This window comes from Streptomyces sp. NPDC088812, from assembly GCF_044750285.1.
Lineage (GTDB): Bacteria > Actinomycetota > Actinomycetes > Streptomycetales > Streptomycetaceae > Streptomyces.
The window spans coordinates 189397-213984 of record NZ_JBIVJP010000015.1 but is presented as its reverse complement, the minus strand read 5'-3'; the positions used below and the strand labels follow the sequence as shown (position 1 = coordinate 213984).

Annotated in this window: 20 protein-coding genes, 1 tRNA gene and 2 pseudogenes; 12 read left to right on the top strand and 11 right to left on the bottom strand. The window is 73.3% G+C overall.

The window, feature by feature from the left end:
* Positions 1-82: 82 nt before the first annotated feature.
* Complete coding sequence (locus ACIP67_RS25975; protein WP_401695097.1) at positions 83-301, top strand: hypothetical protein; 219 nt, start codon at positions 83-85, stop codon at positions 299-301.
* A gap of 127 nt (positions 302-428) precedes the next feature.
* Here the strand turns inward: ACIP67_RS25975 and ACIP67_RS25970 are convergent, their stop codons facing one another.
* From ACIP67_RS25970 to ACIP67_RS25945, 6 genes are all read right to left on the bottom strand, one after another.
* Positions 429-848, bottom strand: a complete 420-nt coding sequence (locus tag ACIP67_RS25970; protein WP_401695154.1) for an MscL family protein — start codon at positions 846-848, stop codon at positions 429-431.
* A 192-nt stretch (positions 849-1040) separates the two neighbouring features.
* Positions 1041-1778, bottom strand: coding sequence for a hypothetical protein (locus tag ACIP67_RS25965; protein WP_401695096.1), 738 nt, complete (start codon positions 1776-1778; stop codon positions 1041-1043).
* Between the two features lie 163 nt (positions 1779-1941).
* Positions 1942-2775: an S-methyl-5'-thioadenosine phosphorylase gene (locus ACIP67_RS25960; protein WP_401695094.1), complete on the bottom strand. Its 834-nt coding sequence runs from the start codon at positions 2773-2775 to the stop codon at positions 1942-1944.
* Positions 2776-2886: 111 nt separating this feature from the next.
* Entirely contained in the window at positions 2887-3216 is a 330-nt protein-coding gene (locus ACIP67_RS25955) for an FmdB family zinc ribbon protein (protein ID WP_401695093.1), read from the bottom strand.
* Positions 3217-3283: 67 nt separating this feature from the next.
* Positions 3284-4612: an MFS transporter gene (locus tag ACIP67_RS25950; protein ID WP_401695091.1), complete on the bottom strand. Its 1329-nt coding sequence runs from the start codon at positions 4610-4612 to the stop codon at positions 3284-3286.
* Positions 4613-5017: 405 nt separating this feature from the next.
* Positions 5018-6517 (bottom strand): potassium/proton antiporter, encoded by a 1500-nt coding sequence (locus tag ACIP67_RS25945; protein WP_401695152.1) that lies wholly within the window; start codon positions 6515-6517, stop codon positions 5018-5020.
* Positions 6518-6785: 268 nt separating this feature from the next.
* On the opposite strand from ACIP67_RS25945, the gene ACIP67_RS25940 reads away from it, so the two are divergent.
* Positions 6786-9647, top strand: a complete 2862-nt coding sequence (locus ACIP67_RS25940; RefSeq protein ID WP_401695089.1) for a penicillin acylase family protein — start codon at positions 6786-6788, stop codon at positions 9645-9647.
* 141 nt (positions 9648-9788) lie between these two features.
* On the opposite strand, the gene ACIP67_RS25935 is transcribed toward ACIP67_RS25940, so the two are convergent.
* Positions 9789-10403, bottom strand: coding sequence for a 5-formyltetrahydrofolate cyclo-ligase (locus ACIP67_RS25935; RefSeq protein ID WP_401695088.1), 615 nt, complete (start codon positions 10401-10403; stop codon positions 9789-9791).
* 92 nt (positions 10404-10495) lie between these two features.
* On the opposite strand from ACIP67_RS25935, the gene galU reads away from it, so the two are divergent.
* From galU to ACIP67_RS25900, 7 genes are all read left to right on the top strand, one after another.
* Complete coding sequence (galU, locus tag ACIP67_RS25930) at positions 10496-11407, top strand: UTP--glucose-1-phosphate uridylyltransferase GalU (protein WP_401695085.1); 912 nt, start codon at positions 10496-10498, stop codon at positions 11405-11407.
* Positions 11404-12729 carry a gephyrin-like molybdotransferase Glp gene (gene glp, locus ACIP67_RS25925; RefSeq protein ID WP_401695084.1) on the top strand — a complete coding sequence of 442 codons (1326 nt, stop codon included), beginning with the start codon at positions 11404-11406 and terminating at the stop codon, positions 12727-12729. The genes galU and glp overlap by 4 nt, the downstream gene beginning before the upstream one ends.
* 342 nt (positions 12730-13071) lie before the next feature.
* Entirely contained in the window at positions 13072-13551 is a 480-nt protein-coding gene (gene moaC / locus ACIP67_RS25920; protein WP_401695083.1) for a cyclic pyranopterin monophosphate synthase MoaC, read from the top strand.
* A complete protein-coding gene (locus tag ACIP67_RS25915) occupies positions 13548-14081 on the top strand; it encodes a molybdenum cofactor biosynthesis protein B (RefSeq protein ID WP_401695080.1) in 534 nt (177 codons plus the stop codon). Before moaC ends, ACIP67_RS25915 begins: the two co-directional genes overlap by 4 nt.
* Entirely contained in the window at positions 14078-14746 is a 669-nt protein-coding gene (locus ACIP67_RS25910) for a GNAT family N-acetyltransferase (RefSeq protein WP_401695151.1), read from the top strand. Before ACIP67_RS25915 ends, ACIP67_RS25910 begins: the two co-directional genes overlap by 4 nt.
* 183 nt (positions 14747-14929) lie before the next feature.
* Positions 14930-16327: a gephyrin-like molybdotransferase receptor GlpR gene (glpR, locus tag ACIP67_RS25905; RefSeq protein WP_401695079.1), complete on the top strand. Its 1398-nt coding sequence runs from the start codon at positions 14930-14932 to the stop codon at positions 16325-16327.
* Positions 16328-16413: 86 nt separating this feature from the next.
* Positions 16414-16487, top strand: a tRNA-Ala gene (locus ACIP67_RS25900).
* Positions 16488-16677: 190 nt separating this feature from the next.
* Here the strand turns inward: ACIP67_RS25900 and ACIP67_RS25895 are convergent.
* Both ACIP67_RS25895 and ACIP67_RS25890 read right to left on the bottom strand, forming a co-directional pair.
* Entirely contained in the window at positions 16678-19080 is a 2403-nt protein-coding gene (locus ACIP67_RS25895; RefSeq protein ID WP_401695078.1) for an ABC transporter permease, read from the bottom strand.
* Positions 19081-19268: 188 nt separating this feature from the next.
* Positions 19269-19991, bottom strand: a pseudogene (locus ACIP67_RS25890) (ABC transporter ATP-binding protein); the annotation flags it as partial.
* A gap of 200 nt (positions 19992-20191) precedes the next feature.
* Between ACIP67_RS25890 and ACIP67_RS25885 the strand changes: the two are divergent.
* Both ACIP67_RS25885 and ACIP67_RS25880 read left to right on the top strand, forming a co-directional pair.
* A pseudogene (locus ACIP67_RS25885) lies at positions 20192-21484 on the top strand (sensor histidine kinase); the annotation flags it as partial.
* Positions 21485-21819: 335 nt separating this feature from the next.
* Positions 21820-22467 (top strand): response regulator, encoded by a 648-nt coding sequence (locus ACIP67_RS25880; protein WP_401695149.1) that lies wholly within the window; start codon positions 21820-21822, stop codon positions 22465-22467.
* Here ACIP67_RS25880 and ACIP67_RS25875 read toward each other — a convergent pair.
* Positions 22457-22957 (bottom strand): GNAT family N-acetyltransferase, encoded by a 501-nt coding sequence (locus tag ACIP67_RS25875; RefSeq protein ID WP_401695077.1) that lies wholly within the window; start codon positions 22955-22957, stop codon positions 22457-22459. The two genes, ACIP67_RS25880 and ACIP67_RS25875, sit on opposite strands and share 11 nt — an antisense overlap.
* Positions 22958-23038: 81 nt before the next feature.
* On the opposite strand from ACIP67_RS25875, the gene ACIP67_RS25870 reads away from it, so the two are divergent.
* Positions 23039-23842: an exodeoxyribonuclease III gene (locus tag ACIP67_RS25870; RefSeq protein ID WP_401695075.1), complete on the top strand. Its 804-nt coding sequence runs from the start codon at positions 23039-23041 to the stop codon at positions 23840-23842.
* Here the strand turns inward: ACIP67_RS25870 and ACIP67_RS25865 are convergent.
* Complete coding sequence (locus ACIP67_RS25865) at positions 23830-24510, bottom strand: MerR family transcriptional regulator (protein ID WP_401695074.1); 681 nt, start codon at positions 24508-24510, stop codon at positions 23830-23832. The genes ACIP67_RS25870 and ACIP67_RS25865 overlap by 13 nt on opposite strands.
* Between the last annotated feature and the right edge of the window lie 78 nt (positions 24511-24588).

Below are 24588 nucleotides of genomic sequence, written 5' to 3'. Positions count from 1 at the left end.
GATCGCGGCCGACGGGTGCGGGGACCGGGCCCCGGCCGGGCCGGCCCCGTGCCGGGCGCCTTCGGGGCCGTACTCTTGAGGCATGAGTACGCCCCCCGCCGCTGAGCCGCAGGAGCCGCAGGAGCCAAGGGTGCCGCGCGAGCCGCACGGGCCGAAGGCCGCGCTGGTCTTCGACGACCCGCTGGACCAGCAGTCCTCGGACGACACGGACCGCGGGTGGGGCGAGCGTCCGGCAGGCGGAGGGGACAGCGCGGCCGACCTCAGGCGCTTCCTCGACGAGAAGCCGCCCCACCACCTCTGAAGCCGCGCCCATCGCGCCCACCGCCGTCCCCACCACCGGGCCTCGGACCGAACACCCGACCGAACGCCTGACCGGCCCTGCGGTCGGACTCCCGGCCGGGCAGTGGCGGCCGGCTGCGCCCCGAGCCCTACGGCTGGTTGTGCCCCGAGCCCCGCTGCGCGACCAGCGCGTCGCGGATCTCCTTGAGCACCTCGAGTTCGGTCACCTCGATGACCTCGTGCGTGCCCTCCCTGGCCTTCCTGCGCGCTTCCTGCCGGGCCAGGTACTTCGCCATGGGCAGCACCATCAGGAAGTAGACAACCGCGGCGGTGATCAGGAAGGTGAGCGTGGCGCCCAGGACGGAGCCCCACAGGATGCGCACGCCCGTCGCCGCATCCCCCGTGCCGGTGCAGGGGCCCTTGAGGCAGGAGCTGTAGCTGTCCAGGTTCTTGGTGCCGAACGCGCCGACGAACGGGTTGATGATCCCCTTCACCACCGAGTTGACGATGTTCGTGAAGGCCGCGCCGATCACGACCGCGACTGCCAGATCGACGACGTTCCCACGCATCAGGAAGGCCTTGAAGCCCTGCCAGACGCTGGGACCCTTCTTGTTCTCGGTCACCTCGGGGACACTCCTCGCATGAACGGGTTGTGAAACAAACAGCTCCGCAACCTACGTCAGACGATCGCGGACCTGTCCCATGAGGTCGCTCGAAGGACGGACTTGACAGAGATCCGCACAGAACACGCACGACTGGTTTCACCACAGCGTCACCGCCAGGTCGGCCGTCGTCCCCGCACCCACCAGGCGTGCCGCGGTCGGCCGGGGAACCGACAGCACGACCAGCGCACCGCCACCGCTACCGCCTCCGCCTCCGCCTCCGTCGACTGCACCGGCACCGGCCACTGAGCCGTCGACGACGTCCGGCTCCGGCACCCTCGTCACGAGCACCCTGCGCGCGATCACCCGGGCCTCCGCCCGAGCCTCCCCCCGGGCCCCGCCGCCCGTCGCCGTCCGCTCGGCGGCGATGACGTCGACCCGGTCACCGGGGCGCAGCAGCCGAACGGTGGCCGCGTCGGCGATCCGCACCGGCGCCTCGACGACCTCGTCGGCGGGCCGACGCCGTACGGGACCGTCCGCCGACGGTCGTGCACCGGCCGTCGACGACCGGGGGACGCCCGTCGCCGACCGTGCACCGGCCGTCGACGACCGGGGGACGCCCGTCGCCGACCGTGCGCGGGCGGGTGCGTCCCGGTCCGGGTGCCCGCGCGCCCGGTCGTGGGCGTCTCCCGGGACCGCCGCCACGAGCGCTGCGGCGGTGACGGCGAGGCCGAGCGCCAGGGCGCGCCGGCGGCTGCCGGCGATCCTCCGCAGCCGGTACCGCCCGCCGCGGACGCGCACGGGGGCGAACCGCGGCACCTCGCACGTGGCGGGGGCCTCCGCGCCCGGCGGGCACGAAGCGGAGGCGAAAAAGGAGGAAGCGGAGGAGAGGGACATGGTCGGGTCACCACCTGCGACGAGGAATCGGCCGAGGGATCGGTATCGGCTCGCGCACCACGATGGACCCTCGCCGCGCCGCCCGCCGGAGACGGTGGACCACCGGCGGACTGTGGAAAACTCCCTCACCCGAACGAGGAGTTCCGTCCCCCTCCCCCCGGCGCTACGGCAGCGGGAACCCCGGATCCATCCCGCCCAGGGCGTTCGCGCACAGGCAGTCCCGTTCGTCCGTGGCGGGCAGTGCGGCCACCGCGTCGAACAGGACGCCCCGCAGCCGGTCCACGTTCGCCGCGAACACCTGCAACACTTCCTCGTGGGAGACGCCCTCGCCGGTCTCGGCGCCCGCGTCCAGGTCGGTGACCAGGTTCAACGACGTGTAGCAGAGCTCCAGTTCACGGGCGAGCGCGGCCTCCGGATGGCCCGTCATGCCCACCACGGACCAGCCCTGGGCCTGGTGCCACAGTGATTCGGCGCGGGTCGAGAACCGCGGTCCCTCGATCACGACGAGCGTCCCGCCGTCCACGGGCTCCCAGTCCCGCCCGCGTGCCGCCTTCAGCGCCGCCGAGCGCCCGGCGGGGCAGTACGGGTCGGCCAGCGACACGTGGACCACGTTGGGCAGCGAGCCGTCGGGCAGCGGCAGCCCGTCGAAGTACGTTCCCACCCGTGACTTCGTGCGGTCGGCCAGCTGGTCGGGGACGAGCAGCGTGCCGGGACCGTACTCGGGGCGCAGCCCGCCCACGGCGCAGGGGCCGAGGACCTGGCGCACGCCGACCGAGCGCAGGGCCCACAGGTTGGCCCGGTAGTTGATCCGATGGGGCGGCAGATGGTGGCCGCGTCCGTGCCGGGGCAGGAAGGCGACCCGCCGGCCGGCGATCTCGCCGAGGAAGAGGGAGTCGCTGGGCGGTCCGTAGGGGGTCTCGACCTGGATCTCGGTCACGTCGTCGAGGAACGAGTAGAAGCCCGAACCGCCGATTACGCCGATCTCTGCGTTCACCATGACCAGCACAGTAGCCGGAATCGAACACGCGCTGTCCCCGGCTGCGGGAACGCCGAGGACCCGGCCGTCGTCGTACGACGGCCGGGTCCCGGTGACGAAGTGTGGCGGCGCCTAGGCGGCGGAGGTCCCGGCGGACGTGCCGGCGCTCGTCGACTTGGAGTCCGAGGAGGACGAGGACGACTTCGCGTCCGAGGACGACGACTTCGCGTCGGACGAGGCCGAGGACGACGACTTGGACGACGCCGGCGAGCTGCTCGACGAGGAGCCGCGGCTGTCGTTGCGGTAGAAGCCCGAGCCCTTGAAGACGATGCCGACGGCGGAGAACACCTTCTTGAGGCGGCCACCGCAGTTGGGGCACTCGGTCAGGGCGTCGTCGGTGAACTTCTGCACCGCCTCGAGGCCCTCGCCGCACTCGGTGCACTGGTACTGGTACGTCGGCACTGTCTTCCTCCTGGCACTCTCACTCGATGAGTGCTAACGACGATCCATACTGACGTATTCCCGAGCGTCAGTCCACTGCCACCGGCACGCGGTGACCGACGCCACGTGCGACGGTACGGCCCCCGGAGTGCGCCACGAGCCGGGAGCGCAGGGCCGCGAGGGTGGCCAGGGCCAGTACGGTGCCGCCCATCGGCACCAGGAACCCGGCACCGGCCCGGAAGCGGTCCTCCAGCTGTCCGGCGACCGTGACGGCCGCCGCCTGGCCGAGCGCCACCGCGCCGGTCAGCCAGGTGAACGCCTCGGTGCGCGCCCCGGCCGGGACCAGGCCCTCGACCAGCGTGTAGCCGGTGATCAGCGCGGGCGCGATGCACATGCCGACCAGGAAGCCGAGGCCGGCCAGGACGAGCACCGAGTGCGCGGCCCACAGCCCGGAGGCGGTCAGGGCCAGCGCGGCGTAGCCGACGACGAGGCGGTGGTGCGGGGCGGCCTTCCAGGCGACGGCGCCGCAGACCAGGCCGGAGAGCATGTTGCCGGCGGCGAACGTGCCGTACAGGGCGCCGTTCAGGCCGGGCTCGCCGATCGACTCGGTGAACGCGGCCAGCGACACCTGCATGCCGCCGAAGACGGAACCGATGCCGAGGAAGGTCACGGCCAGCACGCGCACGCCGGGGACCCGCAGGGCGGAGGGGTGCTCCACGCGCGCGTGCCCGTCGGCGGCGGCCGGAGGCCGGGTGTTTTTGCCGGCCGCGAACAGCAGACCGCCGAGCAGGGTCAGCGAGGCCTCGGTCACCAGGCCGGCGGCCGGGTTCACGGCGGTGCACAGGGCGGTCGCCAGCAGCGGACCGACGACGAAGGTGAACTCGTCCGTGACGGACTCGAAGGCCGCCGCGGTGGTCATCAGGGGCGAGCCCTTCAGCTTCGCGCCCCAGCGGGCGCGCACCATGGGGCCGATCTGCGGGACCGAGGCGCCCGTGGGCACGGCCGCGGCGAACAGCGCCCACAGCGGCGCGTGGGCCAGGGCGAGGGCCGTGAGGGTCAGCCCCGACAGGGCGTGCACGAGGACGCCGGGGATCAGGACCGCGCGCTGCCCGTAACGGTCGGCGAGGCGGCCGCCGTACGGCGCGCACAGCGCCATGGAGACGCCGGTGACGGCCGCGGCGGCGCCCGCGGCGCCGTACGAGCCGGTGGTGTGCTGCACGAGCAGCACGATGGAGAGGGTGAGCATCGCGAACGGCTGGCGTGCCGCGAAGCCGGGGAGCAGGAACGTCCAGGCGCCGGGCGTGCGCAGCAGCTGTCCGTATCCGGGGCGGCCTCCCGGACGCTTTTCCGGGCGCTTTCCCGGGCGGGCGGAGGCCGGCGAGTGCTTCGACGGCTCGGAGGTGACCGTGGTCGCCACGGCCCGTGCCTTTCTGCCGCCTGGTAGCGCGCCCGTGCGGGGGGCGCCGAGAGCTGTCCTCTTGCGCGTACGCGGTAGATACCGGCGCCCACTGCGGGTAGCGTCCCGGCCGCCATACGGTCGCGCCAGCTCTGCGTCAGGCAGAGTTGGTTCGATCAAGGTGCGCCTTCATCGTACAGGGATCACTGTCCGTCATACCTGTGAAGACGAGCACCGTGACGGCCTTCGCCTCCGAATCAGGGGGGTGTGAACGGTAGGAAACCTGCACGTAACGCCCCATGTCCCATGCTCCATGCCCCCTGCCCCTGTAGGCACCCGCTGCCGGCCCGCGCGCCCCTCGCCGCTCACCGGTCATCGGCGCTCACCGGCGGCCGGTCACCGATACCGGCGCTCACCGGCGGCCGCTCACCGCTTGCCGCCGCCCGTCCCCAGCCAGCCGGCCAGCTTGCCGCCGTGTCCGACCGCGCGCAGGCGGCGTTCGGCCGCGTCCCGGACGGGGTCGGTGGCGACGACGAGGAGTTCGTCGCCGCGCCGCAGCACCGTCGTCGGCAGCGGCACGAACGAGGTGCCGTCGCGCACGACGAGGGTGACGGCGGCCCCGGCGGGCAGCCGCAGCTCGTTGACCTCGACGCCGTGCATCCGGGAACCCTTGGGGATCACCACGGACAGCAGGTGTCCGCGCAGCCGTTCCAGGGGTGCCGACTCGATGCCGAGGTCGGCCGCCTCGGCCTCCTCGCCCAGGTGCAGCTTGCGGGCCAGCCAGGGCAGGGTCGGTCCCTGGACCAGGGTGTAGACGACGACCAGGACGAAGACGATGTTGAAGATGCGGCGGCTGGCGTCGACGCCCTCCACCATGGGGATGGTGGCCAGGATGATCGGCACGGCCCCGCGCAGCCCGGCCCAGGACATCAGCGTCTGCTCCTGCCACGGCACCCGGAACGGCGTGAGGCACAGCACCACGCTCAGCGGGCGCGCCACCATGGTCAGCACCAGGCCGATGACGAGCGCCGGCCACACGTCGTCGCCCAGCTCGTGCGGGGTGACCAGCAGGCCGAGGATGACGAACATGCCGATCTGGGCGATCCAGCCGAGCCCCTCGGCGAAGCCGCGCGTGGCGGGCCAGTGCGGCAGCTTGGCGTTGCCCATGACCATCGACGCGAGGTACACGCCCAGGAAGCCGCTGCCGTGCGCCAGCGCGCCCGCCGCGTAGGCCGTGACCGCGATCGCCATGACGGCGATCGGGTAGAGGCCGGAGGCGGGCAGGGCGACGTGGCGCAGGCCCCAGGAGCCCGCCCAGCCCACGGCGAGGCCGATGGCGGCGCCGATGAGCAGTTCCAGCGCTATCTCGCCGACCAGCACGTACCAGTGCTCCACGGGGCCCGCGGCGGAGAAGGCCACGACCAGGATGACCACCGGGGCGTCGTTGAAGCCCGACTCGGCCTCCAGCATGCCCGTCACGCGCGTGGGCAGCGGGATCCGGCGCAGGACGGAGAAGACCGCCGCCGCGTCCGTCGAGGACACCACCGCCCCGATGATGAGCGCCTGCCGCCACTCCAGCCCGGTCAGGTAGTGCGCGCCCGCCGCCGTGACCCCGACGCTCACCGCGACGCCGACGAGCGCCAGCGCGGAAGCGGCCGTGAGAGCCGGTCTCACCTCCTTCCACGCCGTGCCCAGACCGCCCTCGGCGAGGATCACGACCAGGGCCGCGTAGCCGATGATCTGGGTGAGTTCGGCGTTGTCGAAGTGGATGTTGCCGACGCCGTCCTGGCCCATGAAGACGCCGATGCCCAGGTACACGAGCAGGCTGGGGAGCCCGCTGCGCGAGGAGATCCGGACCGCGGCGACGGCGACGAGCAGGACGACTGAGCAGACGAGCAGGAGCTGGTTGAGGTGGTGGACAGTCAGCGGCGGTTCCCTTTCCTGGCGCGCGGCACGCGCGGGTGATGCACAGGTCCATCGGACACGAAGCGGCGCGCTCCGGGCCCAACTACTTCGTTACCTTACCTAACTCTTGACGATTTCTTGACGCTGGCCGGGGTGTGATCGAACGCTCTTCCGTCCCCGTTGCCGACTCCGCGTCAAGTGGCGCGGACCCCTGCGCCTATGGTTGCTCCAGCGTTCATTCATAGTCACAGCCCGACCTGCCGCTCGCGTTAGGACAGCAAGGACAGCGATGCCCCCCAACACCACCGCCACAACGGGTGACAAGCCCGGCAAGTCAGGCAGGAAGAAGGGGCGCAAAGCCCGTCTTATCGTGCTCGTGCTGGTGCTGGCCCTCATCGGCGGCATCGCCTACGGCGGCTACTGGTCCATCAGTACCGTGCGCGCATCCTTCCCGCAGACCACCGGTTCGATCACGCTCGACGGCCTCTCCGGGCCGGTCGACGTGAAGCGGGACGGCTACGGCATCCCGCAGATCTACGCGTCCTCCGACGAGGACCTGTTCATGGCGCAGGGCTACGTCCAGGCGCAGGACCGGTTCTACGAGATGGACGTGCGCCGGCACATGACGTCCGGGCGCCTGTCGGAGATGTTCGGCAAGAGCCAGGTCGACAACGACGCCTTCCTGCGCACCCTCGGCTGGGACCGGGTCGCCGAGGAGGAGTACGAGAAGAAGCTGTCGGCCTCCACCAAGAAGTACCTCCAGGCGTACGCCAAGGGGGTCAACGCCTACCTCGCGGGCAAGGGCGCCGAGGACATCTCCCTGGAGTACGTGGCCCTCGGGTTCACCAACGACTACAAGCCCGCGCAGTGGACGCCGGTCGACTCCGTCTCCTGGCTGAAGGCGATGGCCTGGGACCTGCGCGGCAACATGCAGGACGAGATCGACCGCGCCCTGCTGACCAGCAGGCTGGGCCCGCAGCAGATCGCCGAGCTGTACCCGGAGTACCCGTACGACCGCAACCAGGCGATCGTCCAGGAGGGCCAGTACGACGAACTGACCGGCGCGTTCGAGCAGAGCGGGAGCAGCGGCTCCGACGACTCCTCCACGGACGGGACGCAGGACGCCACCGAGGACGCCACGGGCGACACCTCCGGCACCTCCGGCACGTCGGACGCCTCGACCGCTTCGGACACCTCCACGGACACGTCCTCGGGCACCTCCACGGACACCGAGGGCTCGGCCCTGCAGAGCCAGCTCTCGGGCCTCTACGACGTCCTGGACGACCTGCCCGAGGCCGTCGGCGTGAACGGCAACGGCATCGGCTCGAACTCCTGGGTCGTCGGCGGGAAGCACACGATCACCGGCAAGCCGCTGCTGGCCAACGACCCGCACCTGTCGGCGTCCCTGCCGTCCGTCTGGTACCAGATGGGCCTGCACTGCCGCACCGTCTCCAGCACCTGTCAGTACGACGTCACCGGCTACACCTTCGCGGGCATGCCCGGCGTGATAATCGGCCACAACCAGGACATCTCCTGGGGCATGACCAACTCCGGCGTCGACGTCACCGACCTCTACCTGGAGAAGCTCTCCGGCGACGGCTACGTCTACGACGACAAGGTGCGGCCCTTCACCACCCGCGAGGAGACCATCAAGGTCGCCGGCGGTACCTCCAAGAAGATCGTCGTCCGGCAGACCGCCGACGGGATGCCGCTGCTCTCCGACCGCGACGACGAACTCGTCAAGGTCGGCAAGAAGGCGACCGTCGACGACGACGAGGCCGCCCCCGACCGCGGTGACGGCTACGCCGTGGCGCTGAAGTGGACCGCCCTGGAGGCGGGCAAGACCATGGACGCCGTCTTCGAGATGAACAAGGCGGCCGACTGGGACGACTTCCGCGCCGCCGCCGAGGACTTCGACGTGCCGTCGCAGAACCTGGTCTACGCGGACACCGACGACCACATCGGCTACCAGCTGCCCGGCAAGATCCCCACGCGGGCCAAGGGCCAGGACGGCTCGATCCCGTCCCCGGGCTGGGACTCCTCGTACAAGTGGACCGGCTACATCGACTTCGACGAGCTGCCCTACGAGTACGACCCCGAGCGCGGCTACATCGTCACCGCCAACCAGGCCGTGGTCGACCCGGACGACTACCCGTACACGCTCACCACGGACTGGGGCTACGGCACCCGCAGCCAGCGCATCACCGACCTGATCAAGCTGAAGATCAAGGGCGGCGGCAAGATCTCCACGGACGACATGCGCCAGATGCAGCTGGACAGCGACAACCAGATCGCGCGGCTGCTGGTCAAGCCGCTGCTGGCGATCAACCTGGACGACCCGGACGTCCGCGAGGCGCAGGACCTGCTGCGCGGCTGGGACTACACCCAGGACGCCGACTCGGCCGCGGCCGCCTACTTCAACGCGGTGTGGCGCAACATCCTCGAGCTGGCCTTCGGCAACAAGCTGCCCAAGGAGCTGAGGGTCGAGGGCCAGTGCCTGTGGGTCGAGCCGGTCAACACCACCGGGCCCGTGGACGAGACCGGCAAGGTCCGCGAGTGCGGTCAGCGCGAGGGAGACCAGGCGCAGCCGGACGGCGGCGACCGCTGGTTCGAGGTGGTGAGCAACCTCATGGAGAAGCAGGACAGCGACTGGTGGACGACGTCCGAGTCGGGCACCCGGCCCGGCGCCGACAGCAACCGCGACGACCTGTTCGCGCGGGCCATGATCGACGCCCGCTGGGAGCTGACCGCCAAGCTCGGCAAGGACATCGACACCTGGAGCTGGGGCCGGCTGCACCGCCTGTTCCTGAAGAACCAGACCCTGGGCACCAGCGGCCCCGGCTTCCTCCAGTACATCCTCAACCGGGGGCCGTGGAAGCTCGGCGGCGGCGAGGCGGCGGTCGACGCCACCGGCTGGAACGCCGCCGGCGGCTACGACGTCGTGTGGGTGCCGTCGATGCGGATGGTGGTCAACCTCGCCGACCTGGACAAGTCGAAGTGGATCAACCTCACCGGTGCCTCCGGGCACGCGTTCAGCGCCCACTACACCGACCAGACGGACAAATGGGCCAACGGTGAACTGCTCGACTGGTCCTTCTCGGCGAAGGCGGTCGACAAGAGCACCAGCGACACCCTGGTCCTCAAGCCGTGAGCCACGGCTGACCGGTCGCCGATCGGTCGCTCATCGGTCACTGATCGATCGGGAAGGGCCCCTCCACGCGCGCGTGGAGGGGCCCTTCCCGTGTCCCCGCGCGGTCCCGCCGGGACGGGTGGCGTTCAGGTGATGCGGGGATCAGGTGAGGCGGCGCACCCCCGAGGGCGTCACCACGGCGTGCACCGGACGGTCGTGCGCCTCCTCGGGGACGTGCCCGACGACCTCGGTGTCGTACAGGAGCACCACCCGGGCGGCACGGGCACCGGCGTTTTCCAGCCGCGCCAGCACCCGGTCGTACGAGCCGCCGCCGCGCCCCAGGCGCATGCCGCGCCCGTCGACCGCGAGACCCGGCAGCAGCACCACGTCGGCGTCCGCCACGGCGTCGGGCCCCAGACGCTCACCGACGGGTTCGAAGAGGGCCATCCGCCCGCCGTGCTGCACCCGCGCGAGGGAGCCCTCACCGGCGTAGGCGCCCCAGTCGAGGTCGTTGTCGGGCAGCAGCGCAGGGAGCAGGACGCGCACGCCCCGGGCGTGCAGCGCGTCCAGCAGCGCGAGCGTTCCGGGCTCGCTCCCCACAGAGACGTAGGCCGCCACCGTCCGCGCGCGGGCCAACTCCGGCAGCTCCATGGCGTGCTCGGCCAGGCCGGCGGCCGCCTCGCGCACGTCATCGGTCGTCAATCTGTTTCTCACTGCGAGGAGCTCTCTCCGCAACATATGTTTGTCAGACTCTGGTCCGTCTTTGAGATGGCTCATGTGTCGCTCCCGCACCATTCCAATCCGCTCATATGATCATGAGTTAACAGGAGCTACAGATTCCTCTCAAACGCACCGGATAAGGTTCCGACATGACTCAGTCGCACCCCAGGATCAGCAAGGCTGTCATCCCAGCGGCCGGACTCGGCACCCGCTTCCTGCCGGCGACCAAGGCCACTCCCAAGGAGATGCTGCCGGTCGTGGACAAGCCCGCGATCCAGTACGTGGTCGAGGAGGCCGTCTCCGCCGGACTCGACGACGTCCTCATGGTCACGGGTCGCAACAAGCGCCCCCTCGAGGACCACTTCGACCGCAACTACGAACTCGAGTCGGCGCTGGAGAAGAAGGGCGACGCCCAGCGACTCGCCAAGGTCCAGCAGTCCAGCGACCTCGCGACCATGCACTACGTGCGTCAGGGCGACCCCAGGGGCCTCGGCCACGCGGTCCTGTGCGCGGCCCCGCACGTCGGGCAGGAGCCGTTCGCCGTCCTGCTGGGCGACGACCTGATCGACCCGCGCGACCCCCTGCTGCGGCGGATGATCGAGGTCCAGGAGCAGCACGGTGGCAGCGTCGTCGCGCTCATGGAGGTCGCCCCCGAGCAGATCCACCTCTACGGCTGCGCGGCCGTGGAGAGCACCCCCGACGGTGACGTGGTCAAGGTGACCGGGCTGGTGGAGAAGCCGGACCCGGCGGACGCCCCGTCGAACTACGCCATCATCGGACGCTACGTCCTCGACCCGGCCGTCTTCGGGGTCCTGCGCCAGACCGAGCCCGGCCGGGGCGGCGAGATCCAGCTCACCGACGCCCTCCAGCAGCTCGCGCAGGACGAGAAGGTCGGCGGCCCGGTGCACGGCGTCTGCTTCAAGGGCCGCCGCTACGACACCGGCGACCGCGGCGACTATCTGCGTGCCATTGTCAGACTCGCGTGCGAACGTGAAGACCTGGGTCCGGACTTCCGGTCCTGGCTTCGCCGTTACGTCACCGAGGAGATGCAGCAACGTTGAGCACCGCCGCGCCCCGCCCCGTCGGCCAGGACCACCTGTGGTCGGTGGACGAGCACCTGGAGGACATCCTCGCCACCGTCCGCCCCCTGGAGCCCATCGAGCTGCAACTGCCCGACGCCCAGGGCTGTGTCCTGGTCGAGGACGTCACGGTGCCGGTCTCGTTGCCGCCCTTCGACAACAGCTCCATGGACGGCTATGCGGTGCGGGTCGCGGACGTCGCGGGCGCGAGCGAGGAGTTCCCGGCGGCCCTGGAGGTCGTCGGGGACGTCGCGGCGGGCCAGGCGGCCGACCTGCTCCACGTGGGGCCCGGACAGGCCGCCCGGATCATGACCGGCGCCCCCCTGCCGAAGGGCGCCGAGACCGTCGTCCCCGTGGAGTGGACCGACGGCGGTCTCGGCGAGGGCCCCGTGGACGGGATGCGCGCCCGCAGCCTCGCCCCCGACCAGGCCACGGGCCAGGTCCGCGTGTACCGCCCCGCCGAGGCCCGCGCGCACGTACGCGCGCAGGGCAGCGACGTGAAGGCCGGGGACCGTGCCCTGGAGGCGGGCACCGTCCTCGGGCCCCCGCAGATCGCCCTGCTCGCCGCCATCGGCCGTGGCACGGTCCGGGTCCGTCCCCGCCCGCGCGTGGTCGTGCTGTCCACCGGCAGCGAGCTCGTCCAGCCCGGCGAGGAACTGGGCAGCGGCCAGATCTACGACTCCAACAGCTTCGCCCTCACCGCGGCCGCGCGGGACGCCGGCGCCCTCGCCTACCGGGTCGGCGCGGTCGCCGACGACGCCGACACCCTGCGCTCCACCATCGAGGACCAGTTGGTCCGCGCCGACCTGGTCGTCACCACGGGCGGCGTCAGCGTCGGCGCCTACGACGTCGTCAAGGAAGCGCTGTCGCACGTCGGAGACGAGGACGAGGCGGGCAGCGGCATCGAGTTCCGCAAGCTGGCCATGCAGCCCGGCAAGCCCCAGGGCTTCGGCTCCATCGGCCCCGACCACACCCCGCTGCTGGCGCTGCCCGGCAACCCCGTGTCGTCGTACGTCTCCTTCGAGCTGTTCGTACGGCCCGCGATCCGCACCATGATGGGGCTGGACGACGTCCACCGGCCCACCACGCGCGCGACGCTCGCCGCGGACAGGGCGCTGACCTCGCCGAAGGGGCGCAGACAGTTCCTGCGCGCCCGGTACGCCGACGGCACCGTCCGCCCGGTCGGCGGCTCCGGATCGCACCTGGTCGCCGCCCTCGCGCACGCCGACGCGCTGGTCGTCGTCCCCGAGGACGTGGAGTCCGTCGAGCCGGGCACCGAGGTCGAGGTCGTCCTGCTCGGCTGAGCCGCGCGTGCCCGGCCCCGCCCTCGCCCCCGCGCGCGTGCCCGGCCTCGCCCTCGCCCCCGCGCGCGTGCCCGGCCTCGCCCTCGCCCCCGCGCGCGTGCCCGGCCTCGCCCCGCGAGTGTCCGTGCCCGCGCCGCGTTCCAGGCCCGGCCCCGTATGCGTCTGCCCCCCGTGTGCGTCTGCCCCCCGTGTGCGTCCGCCCCCGCGCGTGTCCGTGCCCGCGACCGCCCGTCCGCGGGACGGGCCTGGTCCGCTCGACGCCTCCGCTTGGGGGTACCGTGTCGCGCACAACAGGCCCGAGCGCCCCACCGCGCCGGGCCCGGACCGGGAGCGCGAGCAGGCATGAGCAGGCAGGACCGACTGACGCACATCGACGAGGCGGGCGCGGCCCGCATGGTCGACGTATCCGGCAAGGACGTGACCGCGCGCACCGCGCGCGCCAGCGGACGCGTCCTCGTCTCGCCCCGCGTGGTCGAGCTGCTGCGCGGCGAGGGGGTCCCCAAGGGCGACGCCCTGGCGACCGCGCGGATCGCGGGCATCATGGGCGCCAAACGCACCCCCGACCTGATTCCGCTGTGCCACCCCTTGGCGGTGTCCGGTGTGAAACTGGACCTGTCGGTCGCGGACGACGCCGTGGAGATCAGCGCCACGGTGAAGACGACGGACCGCACGGGCGTCGAGATGGAGGCGCTCACCGCGGTCTCCGTCGCCGCGCTCACCGTGATCGACATGGTGAAGGCGGTCGACAAGAAGGCGGTCATCACGGACGTGCGCGTCGAGGAGAAGGCGGGCGGCAAGTCGGGCGACTGGAGCCGGTCATGACGAAGGACGCCTCGGGAGGCGGAGCACCGTACCGCGCGCTGGTCGTGACGGCCTCCAACCGGGCCGCCGCCGGTGTCTACGAGGACAGCGGCGGCCCGCTGATCGCCGACGGGCTGGCGCGCTTCGGGTTCGCGGTCGACGGTCCCCGCGTCGTGCCGGACGGGGACCCCGTCGAGGCCGCCCTGCGGGCCGCCGTGGCCGACGGGTACGACGTCGTCGTCACCACCGGCGGCACCGGCGTCTCGCCGACCGACCGCACCCCGGAGGCCACCCGCCGGGTGATCGACCACGAGGTGCCGGGCATCGCCGAGGCCATCCGGGCGTTCGGCCGGGAGAAGGTGCCGACCGCGGTGCTCTCCCGGGGCCTGGCCGGGGTGGCGGGCCGCACCCTGATCGTCAACCTGCCGGGTTCGACCGGCGGGGTGAAGGACGGGCTGGCCGTCCTGGAGCCCCTGCTGGGGCACGCTGTCGACCAGCTTCGCGGCGGTGACCACCGCAGACCCGGCGCCAGTTCTGGGGGTGCGAGCTGAACAGCCCGTCCTGGCCCGTCGAACTCGCGGAGGGCGATGTCGTCCTGCGGCCGATAAAGCTGCGCGACCAGCGGGCGTGGCGCGAGGTCAACCGGCGCAACCGGGACTGGCTGCGCCCCTGGGAGGCCACCATCCCGCCGCCCGCGCCGAGCGGGCCGATCGCGCACCGGCCCACCTACCGACAGATGGTCCGGCACCTGCGCGCCGAGGCGAACGCGGGCCGCATGCTGCCGTTCGTCATCGAGTACCAGGGGCGGCTGGTGGGGCAGTTGACGGTCGCCGGGATCACCTGGGGCTCCATGTGCTCCGGACACGTCGGCTACTGGGTGGACGAGGCCGTGGCCGGCCGCGGGGTGATGCCGACGGCCGTGGCGCTCGCCGTGGACCACTGTTTCCGGAGCGTCGGCCTGCACCGCATCGAGGTCTGCATTCGGCCCGAGAACGGGCCGAGCCGACGGGTCGTGGAGAAACTCGGATTCCGTGAGGAGGGACTGCGGCCGCGTTATCTCCACATCGACGGGGCCTGGCGCGACCACCTCGTCTTCGCGCTCACGGCGGAGGAAGTGCCCGAGGGCCTGCTGAGCCGCTGGCGGCACACGCGCTCCCGGAACGCTCCGCGCGACCCGCAGAACACCCCCGGTCATCACAGCGGACCGATTAATTGAATAAACGTTCGATAATGACGGAGAGCTGACCGTCCGTAGGCGTTCCGAGGTTGCGGAATTCCCGGTTCGCGCCACCCGCTGATCGGACCAGTCGCAAAAAAAGCTCGAAATATCAGCCAGATCGTGCGACACACCGGCCCAATTGGCGGATGGCCTCACGCAAACCCCTCTACGGTGTGAGACGTGAGCAGCAGCGGCCTCATCTACGCAGTCATTGTCGGGGCCTGGGCCGCCTACTTGGTGCCGATGTGGCTCCGTAGGCAGGACGAGCTGAACGAGGCCCGTCCGACGGAACGCTTCAGCACCGCCATCCGGCTGCTGTCCGGACGGGCGGGGATGGAGCGCCGGTACGCCAAGGACCTGCGGGCGCGCTCCGCCGAGGAGGGGGAGCCCGACGCCGACGCGCCGGACGTCCTCACCGACTCGGTGGACGTCCGGGCCTTCGCCATGCCTCCGACCCGCCCCCAGGCCACGGCGACGGTCCAGGAACGGGAGCGTGACCGGGAACGGGAGCGTGACCGGGAGCGCCCGGAGCCGACGCACGAACCGGTGCGGGAATCAGCGCACGAACCGGGACGCGCATCAGTCCGCGAGCCGGGCAGGGAACCGGTCCGCGAGCCGGGCCGGGAATCGATGCGCGAACCGGCGCCCAAGGCCGCCCACGAGCCGGCCGCCGCGCCCGCGCACTCCCGCGTGCCCGACGCCCGGCGCGCGCCCTCCGCGCCGGCGCCCGCGGCCACCCCCGCTCCACCCTCCGCCCCCACGCCTGCGTCCGCGAAGGCGGCCGCCGCACGCGCCCAGCGCACGAAGGTGCTCGCGCGCCGCAGGCGCACCACGGTGGTGCTCTTCCTCGCGTTCACACTGGGCGCGATCGTCGCCGCCGTCGGCGGGCTCGCGTTCCTGTGGGCACCGGGCGTGCCCGCCGTCCTGCTCAGCGCGTACATCGCGTACCTGCGCTCCCAGGAGCGCCGCCGCTTCGCCTTCCAGATGGACCGCAAGCAGGCCGAGGCCGCCGCGCAGCGGCTGCGGGAGCGCCAGCCGCGCCGCCGGACCCCCGCCGGCGCCCCCACGTCGGCCGACGGCGTCCTCGACGCCGCCGCAGAGGAGCCGCACGAGGTCCCCGAACCGGAGACCGACCCGGGACTGCTGGCGCTCGCCGCCGACCGCAGGGCGCTCGTCGAGCAGACCGACCACGCGGAGTGGGTGGACCAGCAGCGCGAACGGCAGCGGCGGCCGGGCCACGGCGAGAGCTGGGACCCGGTACCCGTCCCGCTGCCGACGTACGTGACCGCGCCGGTCGCGCCACGGGCCACGGCCGGGGTCGACCTCGGGGCGCCCGACGCGTGGAGCTCCGCCCGCTCCAGCGCCGTGGCACCGGAGCACGAGACGGCGGACGGGGCACGGGACGCCGACGCGGGCGCCGACCCGGCCGGGGAGCCCGGGGACGCGGTCAGGGCCGACGGCGACGAACGCAGCGACGCGCGCCGCGCCGCCTCCGCCCGCCGCTCCCGCGAGCGGGGCCGTACGCCGCTGTTCGACCAGTACGAGGACGGCGACCGGCCCCGGGCCGCCAACGAGTGACCTCCGCTGCGGCGGGGCCGCTGGTCGGGCCCGGGAGCGGATTTCCGAGCAGCCCGATCGGGGTGCTAGAGTTCCACTCGTTGCAAGGGCCTGTGGCGCAGTCCGGTAGCGCACCTCGTTCGCATCGAGGGGGCCAGGGGTTCAAATCCCCTCAGGTCCACGCAGCATAGGGGCCCGTTCCTGGAAATAGGAACGGGCCCTTTGCCATGCCGGTTTCCTCCCTCCGTCGGTAGGTGCCTTCGTCGGCAGGCGCCCCGGTGCGGGGGGTGCCGGTGCGGAAGTCGCGGTGGGGGTACGGCCGTTTCGGGAGGCGTGGGGCGGGGCCCCGGCCGATCCCGGTGCGGCGAGCCTCAGGTGGGCGTTCGGGCCGGGCGCCGCAGGGCGAACGCCGTCGGCACCACCACGGAGACGACCGCCAGGACCGCACACGCCCCCGCCGCCCACCCCAGCGCCGCCCACGGCACCACGACCGTCACCGGCGCCGACAGCAGCCCCAGCGCACCGCCCGTCCCGGCCAGGCCGACGAGCGTCACCAGCAGCCCCAGCAGCGCGCCCACCACGACGACGGCCAGCGCCTCGGCCGCCGCGAACCACAGCACCTGCCCGCCGGTCGCCCCGGCCAGCCGCAGCGCCGCCACCTCGCGGGCCCGCTCGGCGCAGGCCATGACGAGGGTGTTGGCGACGGAGAGGCCGGTGTAGAGGAGCGCGATGCCCAGCACGAGCAGCACCCCGAGCCGGGCCGTCCGGTCGCTCTCCGGGCGGGCGGCCGCCACCCACTGCGCCCGGCTCGCCACCCGCACCCCGTCCACCGCCCGCAGCCCGGCCGCGACCCGCGCCGCGTCGCCGCCCGCACGCACCCGCACGTCGACCCGGTCCACCCCGGCCCCGCCCGCGTTCGCCGCGCTGACGTACACCCCGTTGTCCCCGGTCCCGGTGGCCAGGACGGCGACGATCCGCAGCGTCCTCGCCGTTCCGTCGCCCAGCCACACCCGCACCCGCCGCCCCACCCGGTGCTCGGCCCACTCCTCGTTCACCACGATCGATCCGTCGTCGAGGTCCGCGACCCGCCCGGCCGTCACCGGCAGCCGTACGGTCCCGGCGAGCAGCGCCGGCTCCACCGCCCGCGCCTCGGACCGCACCAGCGCGACCCCGTCCTCCAGGGTGTGGACGGCGGTCCCGGAGGACGCCGACACGACCGCGTCCGGCACCCGCCGCAGCCGGTCGAGTGCCGTGCCGTCCAGGGAGGTCCCGTCGGCCGGGGTGACCACGAAGTCCGCCCGCGTCCGTTCCCCGGCCTCCGCCGCCCGCGCCTCGTCCAGCGTGGCCGTGGTGCCCAGCAGCGAGCCCGCGAGGGCCACCGTCACCAGGACGGGCGCCGCGACGGCGGCGGTGCGCCGGACCCCGGCGACGGCGTTCGCCCGCACCAGCAGCCCGGTCGTGCCCGGCAGCCGCGGCACCAACGGCCGTACCAGCACCGGCGCGAGCAGCGCGACCGCCGTGATGAGCAGCATGGGACGGCTGACGTACGTCTTGCGGTGCAGCAGGTCCCCCGGGTCCGTGGCCAGCGCGTACGCCAGGGTCGCGAGGGCCGTGACCAGCAGCGCCGCCCCGCACACCCGCCGCCCCCACGGCAGTGTCCGCCCGTCCACGGACGCCTCCCGCAACGCCTGCGCCGGCGCGGTCCGCCCGGCCCGCCAGGACGCCACGGCCGCGCCGGACAGGGCCACCACCACACCGGTGAGGAAGGCGACGGGGTACGGCCAGACACGGCCGCCGATCGCGTACCAGTCCGGCGCGAGCCCGCCGTCGACGACGACGTCGCCCAGCAGCGGCGCCGCGTACCCGCCGAGCGCGCAGCCCGCCGCCGAGGCGGCCACGCCGACCAGCGACGCCTCCGCGAGCACCGTCCGGCGCACCTGGCCCGGGGTGGCACCCGCCGTGCGCAGCAGCCCGAACTCCCGGCGCCGCCGCTCGACCGCGAAGGCGAAGGCGGAGGCCACGACGAACACCGACACGAACGCGGTCACCCCGCCCGCCGTCCCGAACAGGGCGTTCAGCGCGGTGAGGGCCTCCCCGTCCCGCTCCGGAGCGGCGTCGGCCAGCCGCCGGTCGTCCCCGGTGAGCACCCGCGCCCCGGAGCCGGCGACGACGGCCCGTACGGCGGCGGGGTCCGCCCGCACCACCAACTGCGGTGACTCCGGCGCCAGTCGAGCGGCCCGGGCGTCCGTGTAGAACACGGCGTTCTCGAACCCGAGCGCCCGGACCCTCCCCACCACCACGGCCCCGTCGCCCAGCCGGTCGCCCACACCGGCCCAGTCACCGCTGATCACGACCTCGCCGTCCGCCCGGGGCGCCCGCCCCGCGCTCAGCTCGTACGGGGCGAAACGCGCCGTCGACCAGGGATGGCCGACCAGCGTGCCGGGGCCGCCCGTCACCCGCACCGGGAAGGACCGGTCCTCGGTGACCGGCCCGAGCGCCCGCAACGCGGCGACGACCGGGGCGGGCACCGACCGCGGGTGCGCCAGCCGGCCCGTCCGCACCCCGGTCGGCGTCGCCACGCGGACCGTGTCCTGCCCCTTCACCACCACCGGCGCCGCCGCGAACCGCTCCGGCGCCCGCACCGGCGCCTGAGCGGCCGCCGCCAACGCCTGCCCCATCACGACGAGCAGCCCCACCCCCACCGCGAGGGCGACGACACTCCCGACGAACGCGGCCCACCGGGCGCGCAGCGTACGCACCGCGACACTCAGCACGGGGCATCCTCCGTCCGGACCGACGCCGCCCGAGCGGCCCTTGGCTGAGCGGCCCTTGGCTGAGCGGCACTCAGGTGAGCGGGACTCAGGTGACCCGCGCTCAGGTGGTGCGCGGCCGGGCGGCCGGTGGCCGAGCGTCCGATCTCCGGGCGTCCGATCTCCGGGCGTCCGATCTCCGGGCGTCCGCGTTCCAGCCCCGCCATCCGCGCCGCGACCGACTCCGCGTCCGCCCCGGTGAGGTCGCCGTGCACACGGCCGTCGACCAGGAACACCACCCGGTCCGCGTACGACGCGGCGACCGGGTCGTGGGTGACCATCACCACCGTCCGGCCCTCCGTGTCGACCATGCCGCGCAGCAGGGACAGCACCTCGCGGCCGGTCGCCGAGTCGAGCGCACCGGTCGGCTCGTCACCGAACAGCACCTCGGGCCGGGTGATCAGCGCGCGGGCCAGCGCGACCCGCTGCTGCTGCCCGCCGGACAGCTCGGCCGGCCGGTGGCGGGCCCGGTCGGCGAGCCCGACCTGCCGCAGGGCCTCCCGCACCCGCGCCTTCGCCGGGCGCCGGCCGGCCAGCCGCAGGGGCAGGGCCACGTTCTGCTCGGCGGTCAGCGCCGGCAGCAGGTTGAACGCCTGGAACACGAACCCGACCCGCTGCCGCCGCAACAGCGTCAGCCGCCGCTCGCTCAGCCCGGTCAGCTCGGTCCCGCCGATCCGCACCGACCCCGAGTCGGGCCGGTCCAGTCCCGCGGCACACTGCAACAGCGTCGACTTGCCCGACCCCGACGGTCCCATGACGGCGGTGAAGGAGCCGCACGGCAGCGCGAGGGTGACGTCGTCGAGCGCGGTCACCCGGGCGTCCTTCGTTCCGTAGCGGCGGCGGACGGCGGTCAGTCGGAGTGCTGGCTCGGTCATCTCGGTCGGTACCCCCGGGTTCGGTGTCGGTGGGGCCAGCCAACCGCGGGCCGACGGTCCGGGTCGCTGGGGCAGGGGCGAGAGTCGGGGTAGGGCCAGGCATACCCCCGGACCTCGCCCTGAACGGATGGCCCGCCCCGCCCCCGGCTTCTACGGTGATCCGCATGGCCCCCCCGCCCCCGGCTTCTACGGTGATCCGCATGGCCCCCCGAACCGCACCCGCCTCCGTCCGGCAGGCCCTCTCCCACCCGCGCTACCTGCTGTCGCCGTGGCCCTGGCGGGCCGCCGCCTACCTGCTGACCGGCGCGGTGGCCGGGGCGGCGGTGCTGGTGGGCCTGGTGATGTGGGTGGCCGTGGGCGGGGTCCTGGCGGTCGCCCTGGTCGGACTGCCCCTTCTCGCCGCCCTCGCCCTCGCCGGACTGCCCGTGGCCGCACTGGAACGCCGCCGTCTGCGACTGGTGGACGGGGACGACGCCCCCGGCCCGCACACCGAGCCCCCCGAACCCGGGCTGCGCAGCTGGCTCACCACCCGCCTGCGTGAACGCGCCACCTGGCACGCCCTCGGCCACACCCTGCTCACCGCGTGCCTGCTCTGGCCGGCCGAGGCCCTCCTGCTCACGGTGGCCGCGGCCCTGCCCCTGTCGCTGACCGCGACGCCGGTCCTGCTGGCGACGGTCGGCGAGGGCCGTGAGACGAAGGTGCTCAAGGTGTGGATGGTCACCGACGGGCCGACCGCCTTCCTCGCGGCCGCCCTCGGCGTGCTGCTGCTGGCCGCCGGGGCGTACGTCCTCGGCGCCGCGGCCGCCGCACGGGCCGCCCTCACCCGGCTGCTCCTCGCCCCGCGCGGCGGCGACCCGGCCGCCCGGGTCGTCGAACTCACCCGCTCCCGCGCCCGCCTCGTCGACGCCTTCGAGACCGAACGCCGCCGCATCGAACGCGACCTGCACGACGGCGCCCAGCAACGCCTCGTCGCTCTGACCATGACCCTCGGCCTGGCCCGCCTCGACGCCCCGCCCGGCGGCCCTCTCGCCGCCCAGCTCGCCAGGGCCCACGAGGAGGCCGGCGCGGCCCTGGCCGAACTGCGGGAGCTGATCCACGGCATCCATCCGAAGGTCCTCGCCGACTACGGACTCGAAGCCGCCGTGGCCGACGCCTCCGACCGCTCGCCCGTCCCCGTGGACGTCGAGTTCGACCTCGCGTGCCGCCTCCCCGACCCCGTCGAGAGCGCCGCCTACTTCGTGGTCCGCGAGGCGCTCGCCAACGTGGCCCGGCACAGCGGGGCGAGCCGCGTACGACTGCACGGGGAGCACCGGGACGGCCGGCTCGTCCTGGAGCTGGCCGACGACGGCCGGGGCGGCGCCGACGCCACGCGCGGCACCGGCCTCACCGGACTCGCCGACCGGGTGTCGGTGCTCGATGGAAGACTGTCGCTGACCAGCCCGCCGGGCGGACCGACCCTGCTGCGTGTGGAGATCCCTTGCGAGCCGACGGACACCGGCCCGACGGACACCGAGCCGACGGACACCGGTCTCACGGACACTGGCCTGACGGACCCCGAGCCGACGACGGAGCCCGGCCTGAAGGACGCGGACCCGAACGGCACGGACCCGAACGGCACGGACCCGAACGGCACGGACCCGAACGGCACGGACCCGAACGGCACGGACCCGAAGGACACGGACCCGAACGGCACGGACCCGAAGGACACGGACCCGAACGGCACGGACCCGAAGGACACGGGTCCGAAGGGCACGGAGGGCACGGACCCGGAGGGCACGGACCCGGAGGGCAGGGGCCCGACGCACCCCGGACCGGCGGGGAGAAGGGCCTGCGCGTAGTCCTCGCCGAGGACAGCGTCCTGCTGCGCGACGGCCTGACGGCACTGCTCGCGCGCTTCGGTCACCGGGTCGTCGCGGCGGTCGGGGACGCGGGCGCCCTGCTGGCGGCGGTCGACCGGCACGCCCCCGGCATCGACGTCGTCGTCACCGACGTCCGCATGCCGCCCGCCTTCCAGGACGAGGGCCTGCACGCGGCGGTCCGCCTGCGCGCCGACCGCCCCGGTCTGCCCGTCCTCGTCCTCAGCCAGTACGTGCAGCGCGCCTACGCCGCCGAGCTCCTGGACTCCGGGGACGGCACCGGCGTCGGCTACCTGCTCAAGGACCGCGTCGGCCAGGTCGAGGAGTTCGTGGACGCGCTCGCCGAGGTGGCGTCCGGCGGCACGGTGGTCGACCCGGAGGTGGTCCGCCGGCTCCTCAGCCGCCGCCGCGACCCGCTGTCCCGGCTCACCCCGCGCGAACGGGAGGTCCTGGCGCTGGTCGCGGAGGGGAAGTCCAACGGCGCGATAGCGAGGGCGCTGGTCGTCTCGGAGGCGGCCGTGGGCAAGCACATCGGCGGCATCCTCACCAAGCTCGACCTGCCCCCTGCGGAGGACACCCACCGCAGGGTCCTCGCGGTCCTGGCGTACCTCAGGAGTTAGGCGTCACGGCCGGGGCGAGGGGCTTGGCGTAGCAGCGGCTCGACTCGTGGAAGCGGTAGTAGCCGAACTTGGTGCACGGCTCGTAGCCGCTGGTCGTGTACAGCGCGATGGCCTCCGGCTGCTCGGTGCCGGTCTCCAGCACCATCCGCCGGCGCCCCGCGGCCGCCGCGTCCTCCTCCAGCGCGGTGAGGATCCGCCGGGCCAGCCCCCGGCCGCGCATCTCCCTGATCACGAACATCCGCTTGAGTTCGGCGTCCCCGTCCTGGTTGCCCTCGTCGTTCTCGTCCTGGCTGCGCCAGCCGCCGGTGGCGACGGGCCGCTCCCGCTCGTCGTACGCGATGAAGTACACGCCCCGGGGCGGATGGAAATCGGTCGGCTCCAGGACCGTGGCGTCGCCGCCGTCGCCGTACCGCTCGTGGTACTCGGCCTGGACCTCGTCGTTCAGCTTGACGGCGTCGGGGTGGTCGAAGGAGACACGACGTATAGACATGCGACTCACGGTACATCCATGCAGGTTGGTGGGTGGTGGACAAAAACTGGACCTCGTCCAGTGTGCAGGTATCGTGCCCGGGTGCTGACCGTGACCTCCGTGAACGTGAATGGGTTGCGCGCCGCCGCGAAGAAGGGCTTCGTGGAGTGGCTCGCCGGGACCTCCGCCGATGTGCTGTGCCTCCAGGAGGTGCGCGCCGAGCCGCAGCAGCTGCCCGAGGCGGTCCGCGCTCCCGAGGGCTGGCATGTCACGCACGCCCCCGCCGCCGCCAAGGGCCGCGCCGGTGTCTCCCTCTACAGCCGCCGTGAGCCGGACGCGGTCCGGATCGGCTTCGGCTCGTCGGAGTTCGACACCTCCGGCCGCTACGTCGAGGCCGACCTCCCCGGTGTCACGGTCGCCTCCCTCTACCTCCCCTCCGGCGAGGTCGGCACCGACCGCCAGGACGAGAAGGTCCGCTTCATGTCCGAGTTCCTCGCCCACCTCAAGGAGCTGCGCGAACGCGCCGCCGCCGACGGCCGCGAGGTCCTGGTCTGCGGCGACTGGAACATCGCCCACCAGCAGGCCGACCTGAAGAACTGGCGCGCCAACCAGAAGAACTCCGGCTTCCTGCCCGAGGAGCGCGCGTGGCTGACGCGGGTGCTCACGCCGGAGGAGGGCGGCTACGTGGACGTGGTCCGCGCCCTGCACCCGGACACGGACGGTCCGTACACCTGGTGGTCGTACCGCGGACGCGCGTTCGACAACGACTCAGGATGGAGAATCGACTACCACGTCTCCACGCCCGGCCTCGCGGCCAAGGCCGTCAAGGGCTTCGTCGAGCGGGCGGCCACGCACGCCGAGCGCTGGTCGGACCACGCGCCGGTGACCGTCGTCTACGACCTCTGATCCTGCGGCAGGGGCTCTTGGCCCTCGCGGCCGTGCCCGAGTCTGCGGTCCAGCGCCAGGGACAGTTCCGCCTCCACCACGCTGCGGGCCAGCGGGCGCAGACGGGGCAGGTCGTCCTCGGCGGCGTGGCGGAGGACCAGGTCGGCGAAGAGGTCGGCGAGGGCGTCGGCGTGGGCGCGGACGCGGGCGCCGGCGGACAGGACGTCGGCGAGGGGGATGCCCTCGCGGACCAGGGCGGTGGAGACGTCCAGCAGGCGGCGGCTGATGTGGACGATCTCGTCGCCGTCGGTGCCCAGGTAGCCGAGGTCGAGGGCGGCGGCGAGGTTCTCGGGGGTGACCTGGCCTTCGAAGCGGGCGGCGAGTTCCTCGGGGGTGAGGCGGACCGGCTCCTCCTCGGTGGGCGTGCCGACGCCGAGCAGGTCGGCGACGTCCCGGCCGTGGTCGAAGGCCTCGGCGAGTTCCGCTATGCCGGTGAGGGTGTGGCCGCGCTCCAGCAGGGCGGCGACCGTGCGCAGACGGGCGAGGTGGTGGTCGTCGTACCAGGCGATGCGGCCCTCGCGTCGGGGTGGTGCGAGCAGGCCCCGTTCACGGTAGAAGCGCAGGGTGCGCACCGTGATGCCGGCCGCCTCGGCCAGCTCCTCCGTCCGGTATTCCCGCTTGTCCGCCACGCCGGAAGCCTATGACGTACCGACGGTAACTTTCCTCCGCATGCCCCCTACCCATCAGTACGGGGCTGCTCTACGCTC

Bases quoted from the DNA above. Each gene is read 5' to 3' on its own strand.
- ACIP67_RS25965 (WP_401695096.1), bottom strand. From the start codon at position 1,778: ATGTCCCTCTCCTCCGCTTCCTCCTTTTTCGCCTCCGCTTCGTGCCCG.
- ACIP67_RS25960 (WP_401695094.1), bottom strand. From the start codon at position 2,775: ATGGTGAACGCAGAGATCGGCGTAATCGGCGGTTCGGGCTTCTACTCG.
- ACIP67_RS25915 (WP_401695080.1), top strand. From the start codon at position 13,548: ATGACGAAGGACGCCTCGGGAGGCGGAGCACCGTACCGCGCGCTGGTC.
- ACIP67_RS25940 (WP_401695089.1), top strand. From the start codon at position 6,786: ATGCCCCCCAACACCACCGCCACAACGGGTGACAAGCCCGGCAAGTCA.
- ACIP67_RS25975 (WP_401695097.1), top strand. From the start codon at position 83: ATGAGTACGCCCCCCGCCGCTGAGCCGCAGGAGCCGCAGGAGCCAAGG.
- galU (WP_401695085.1), top strand. From the start codon at position 10,496: ATGACTCAGTCGCACCCCAGGATCAGCAAGGCTGTCATCCCAGCGGCC.
- ACIP67_RS25970 (WP_401695154.1), bottom strand. From the start codon at position 848: ATGCGTGGGAACGTCGTCGATCTGGCAGTCGCGGTCGTGATCGGCGCG.
- ACIP67_RS25875 (WP_401695077.1), bottom strand. From the start codon at position 22,957: ATGTCTATACGTCGTGTCTCCTTCGACCACCCCGACGCCGTCAAGCTG.
- moaC (WP_401695083.1), top strand. From the start codon at position 13,072: ATGAGCAGGCAGGACCGACTGACGCACATCGACGAGGCGGGCGCGGCC.
- ACIP67_RS25935 (WP_401695088.1), bottom strand. From the start codon at position 10,403: ATGAGCCATCTCAAAGACGGACCAGAGTCTGACAAACATATGTTGCGG.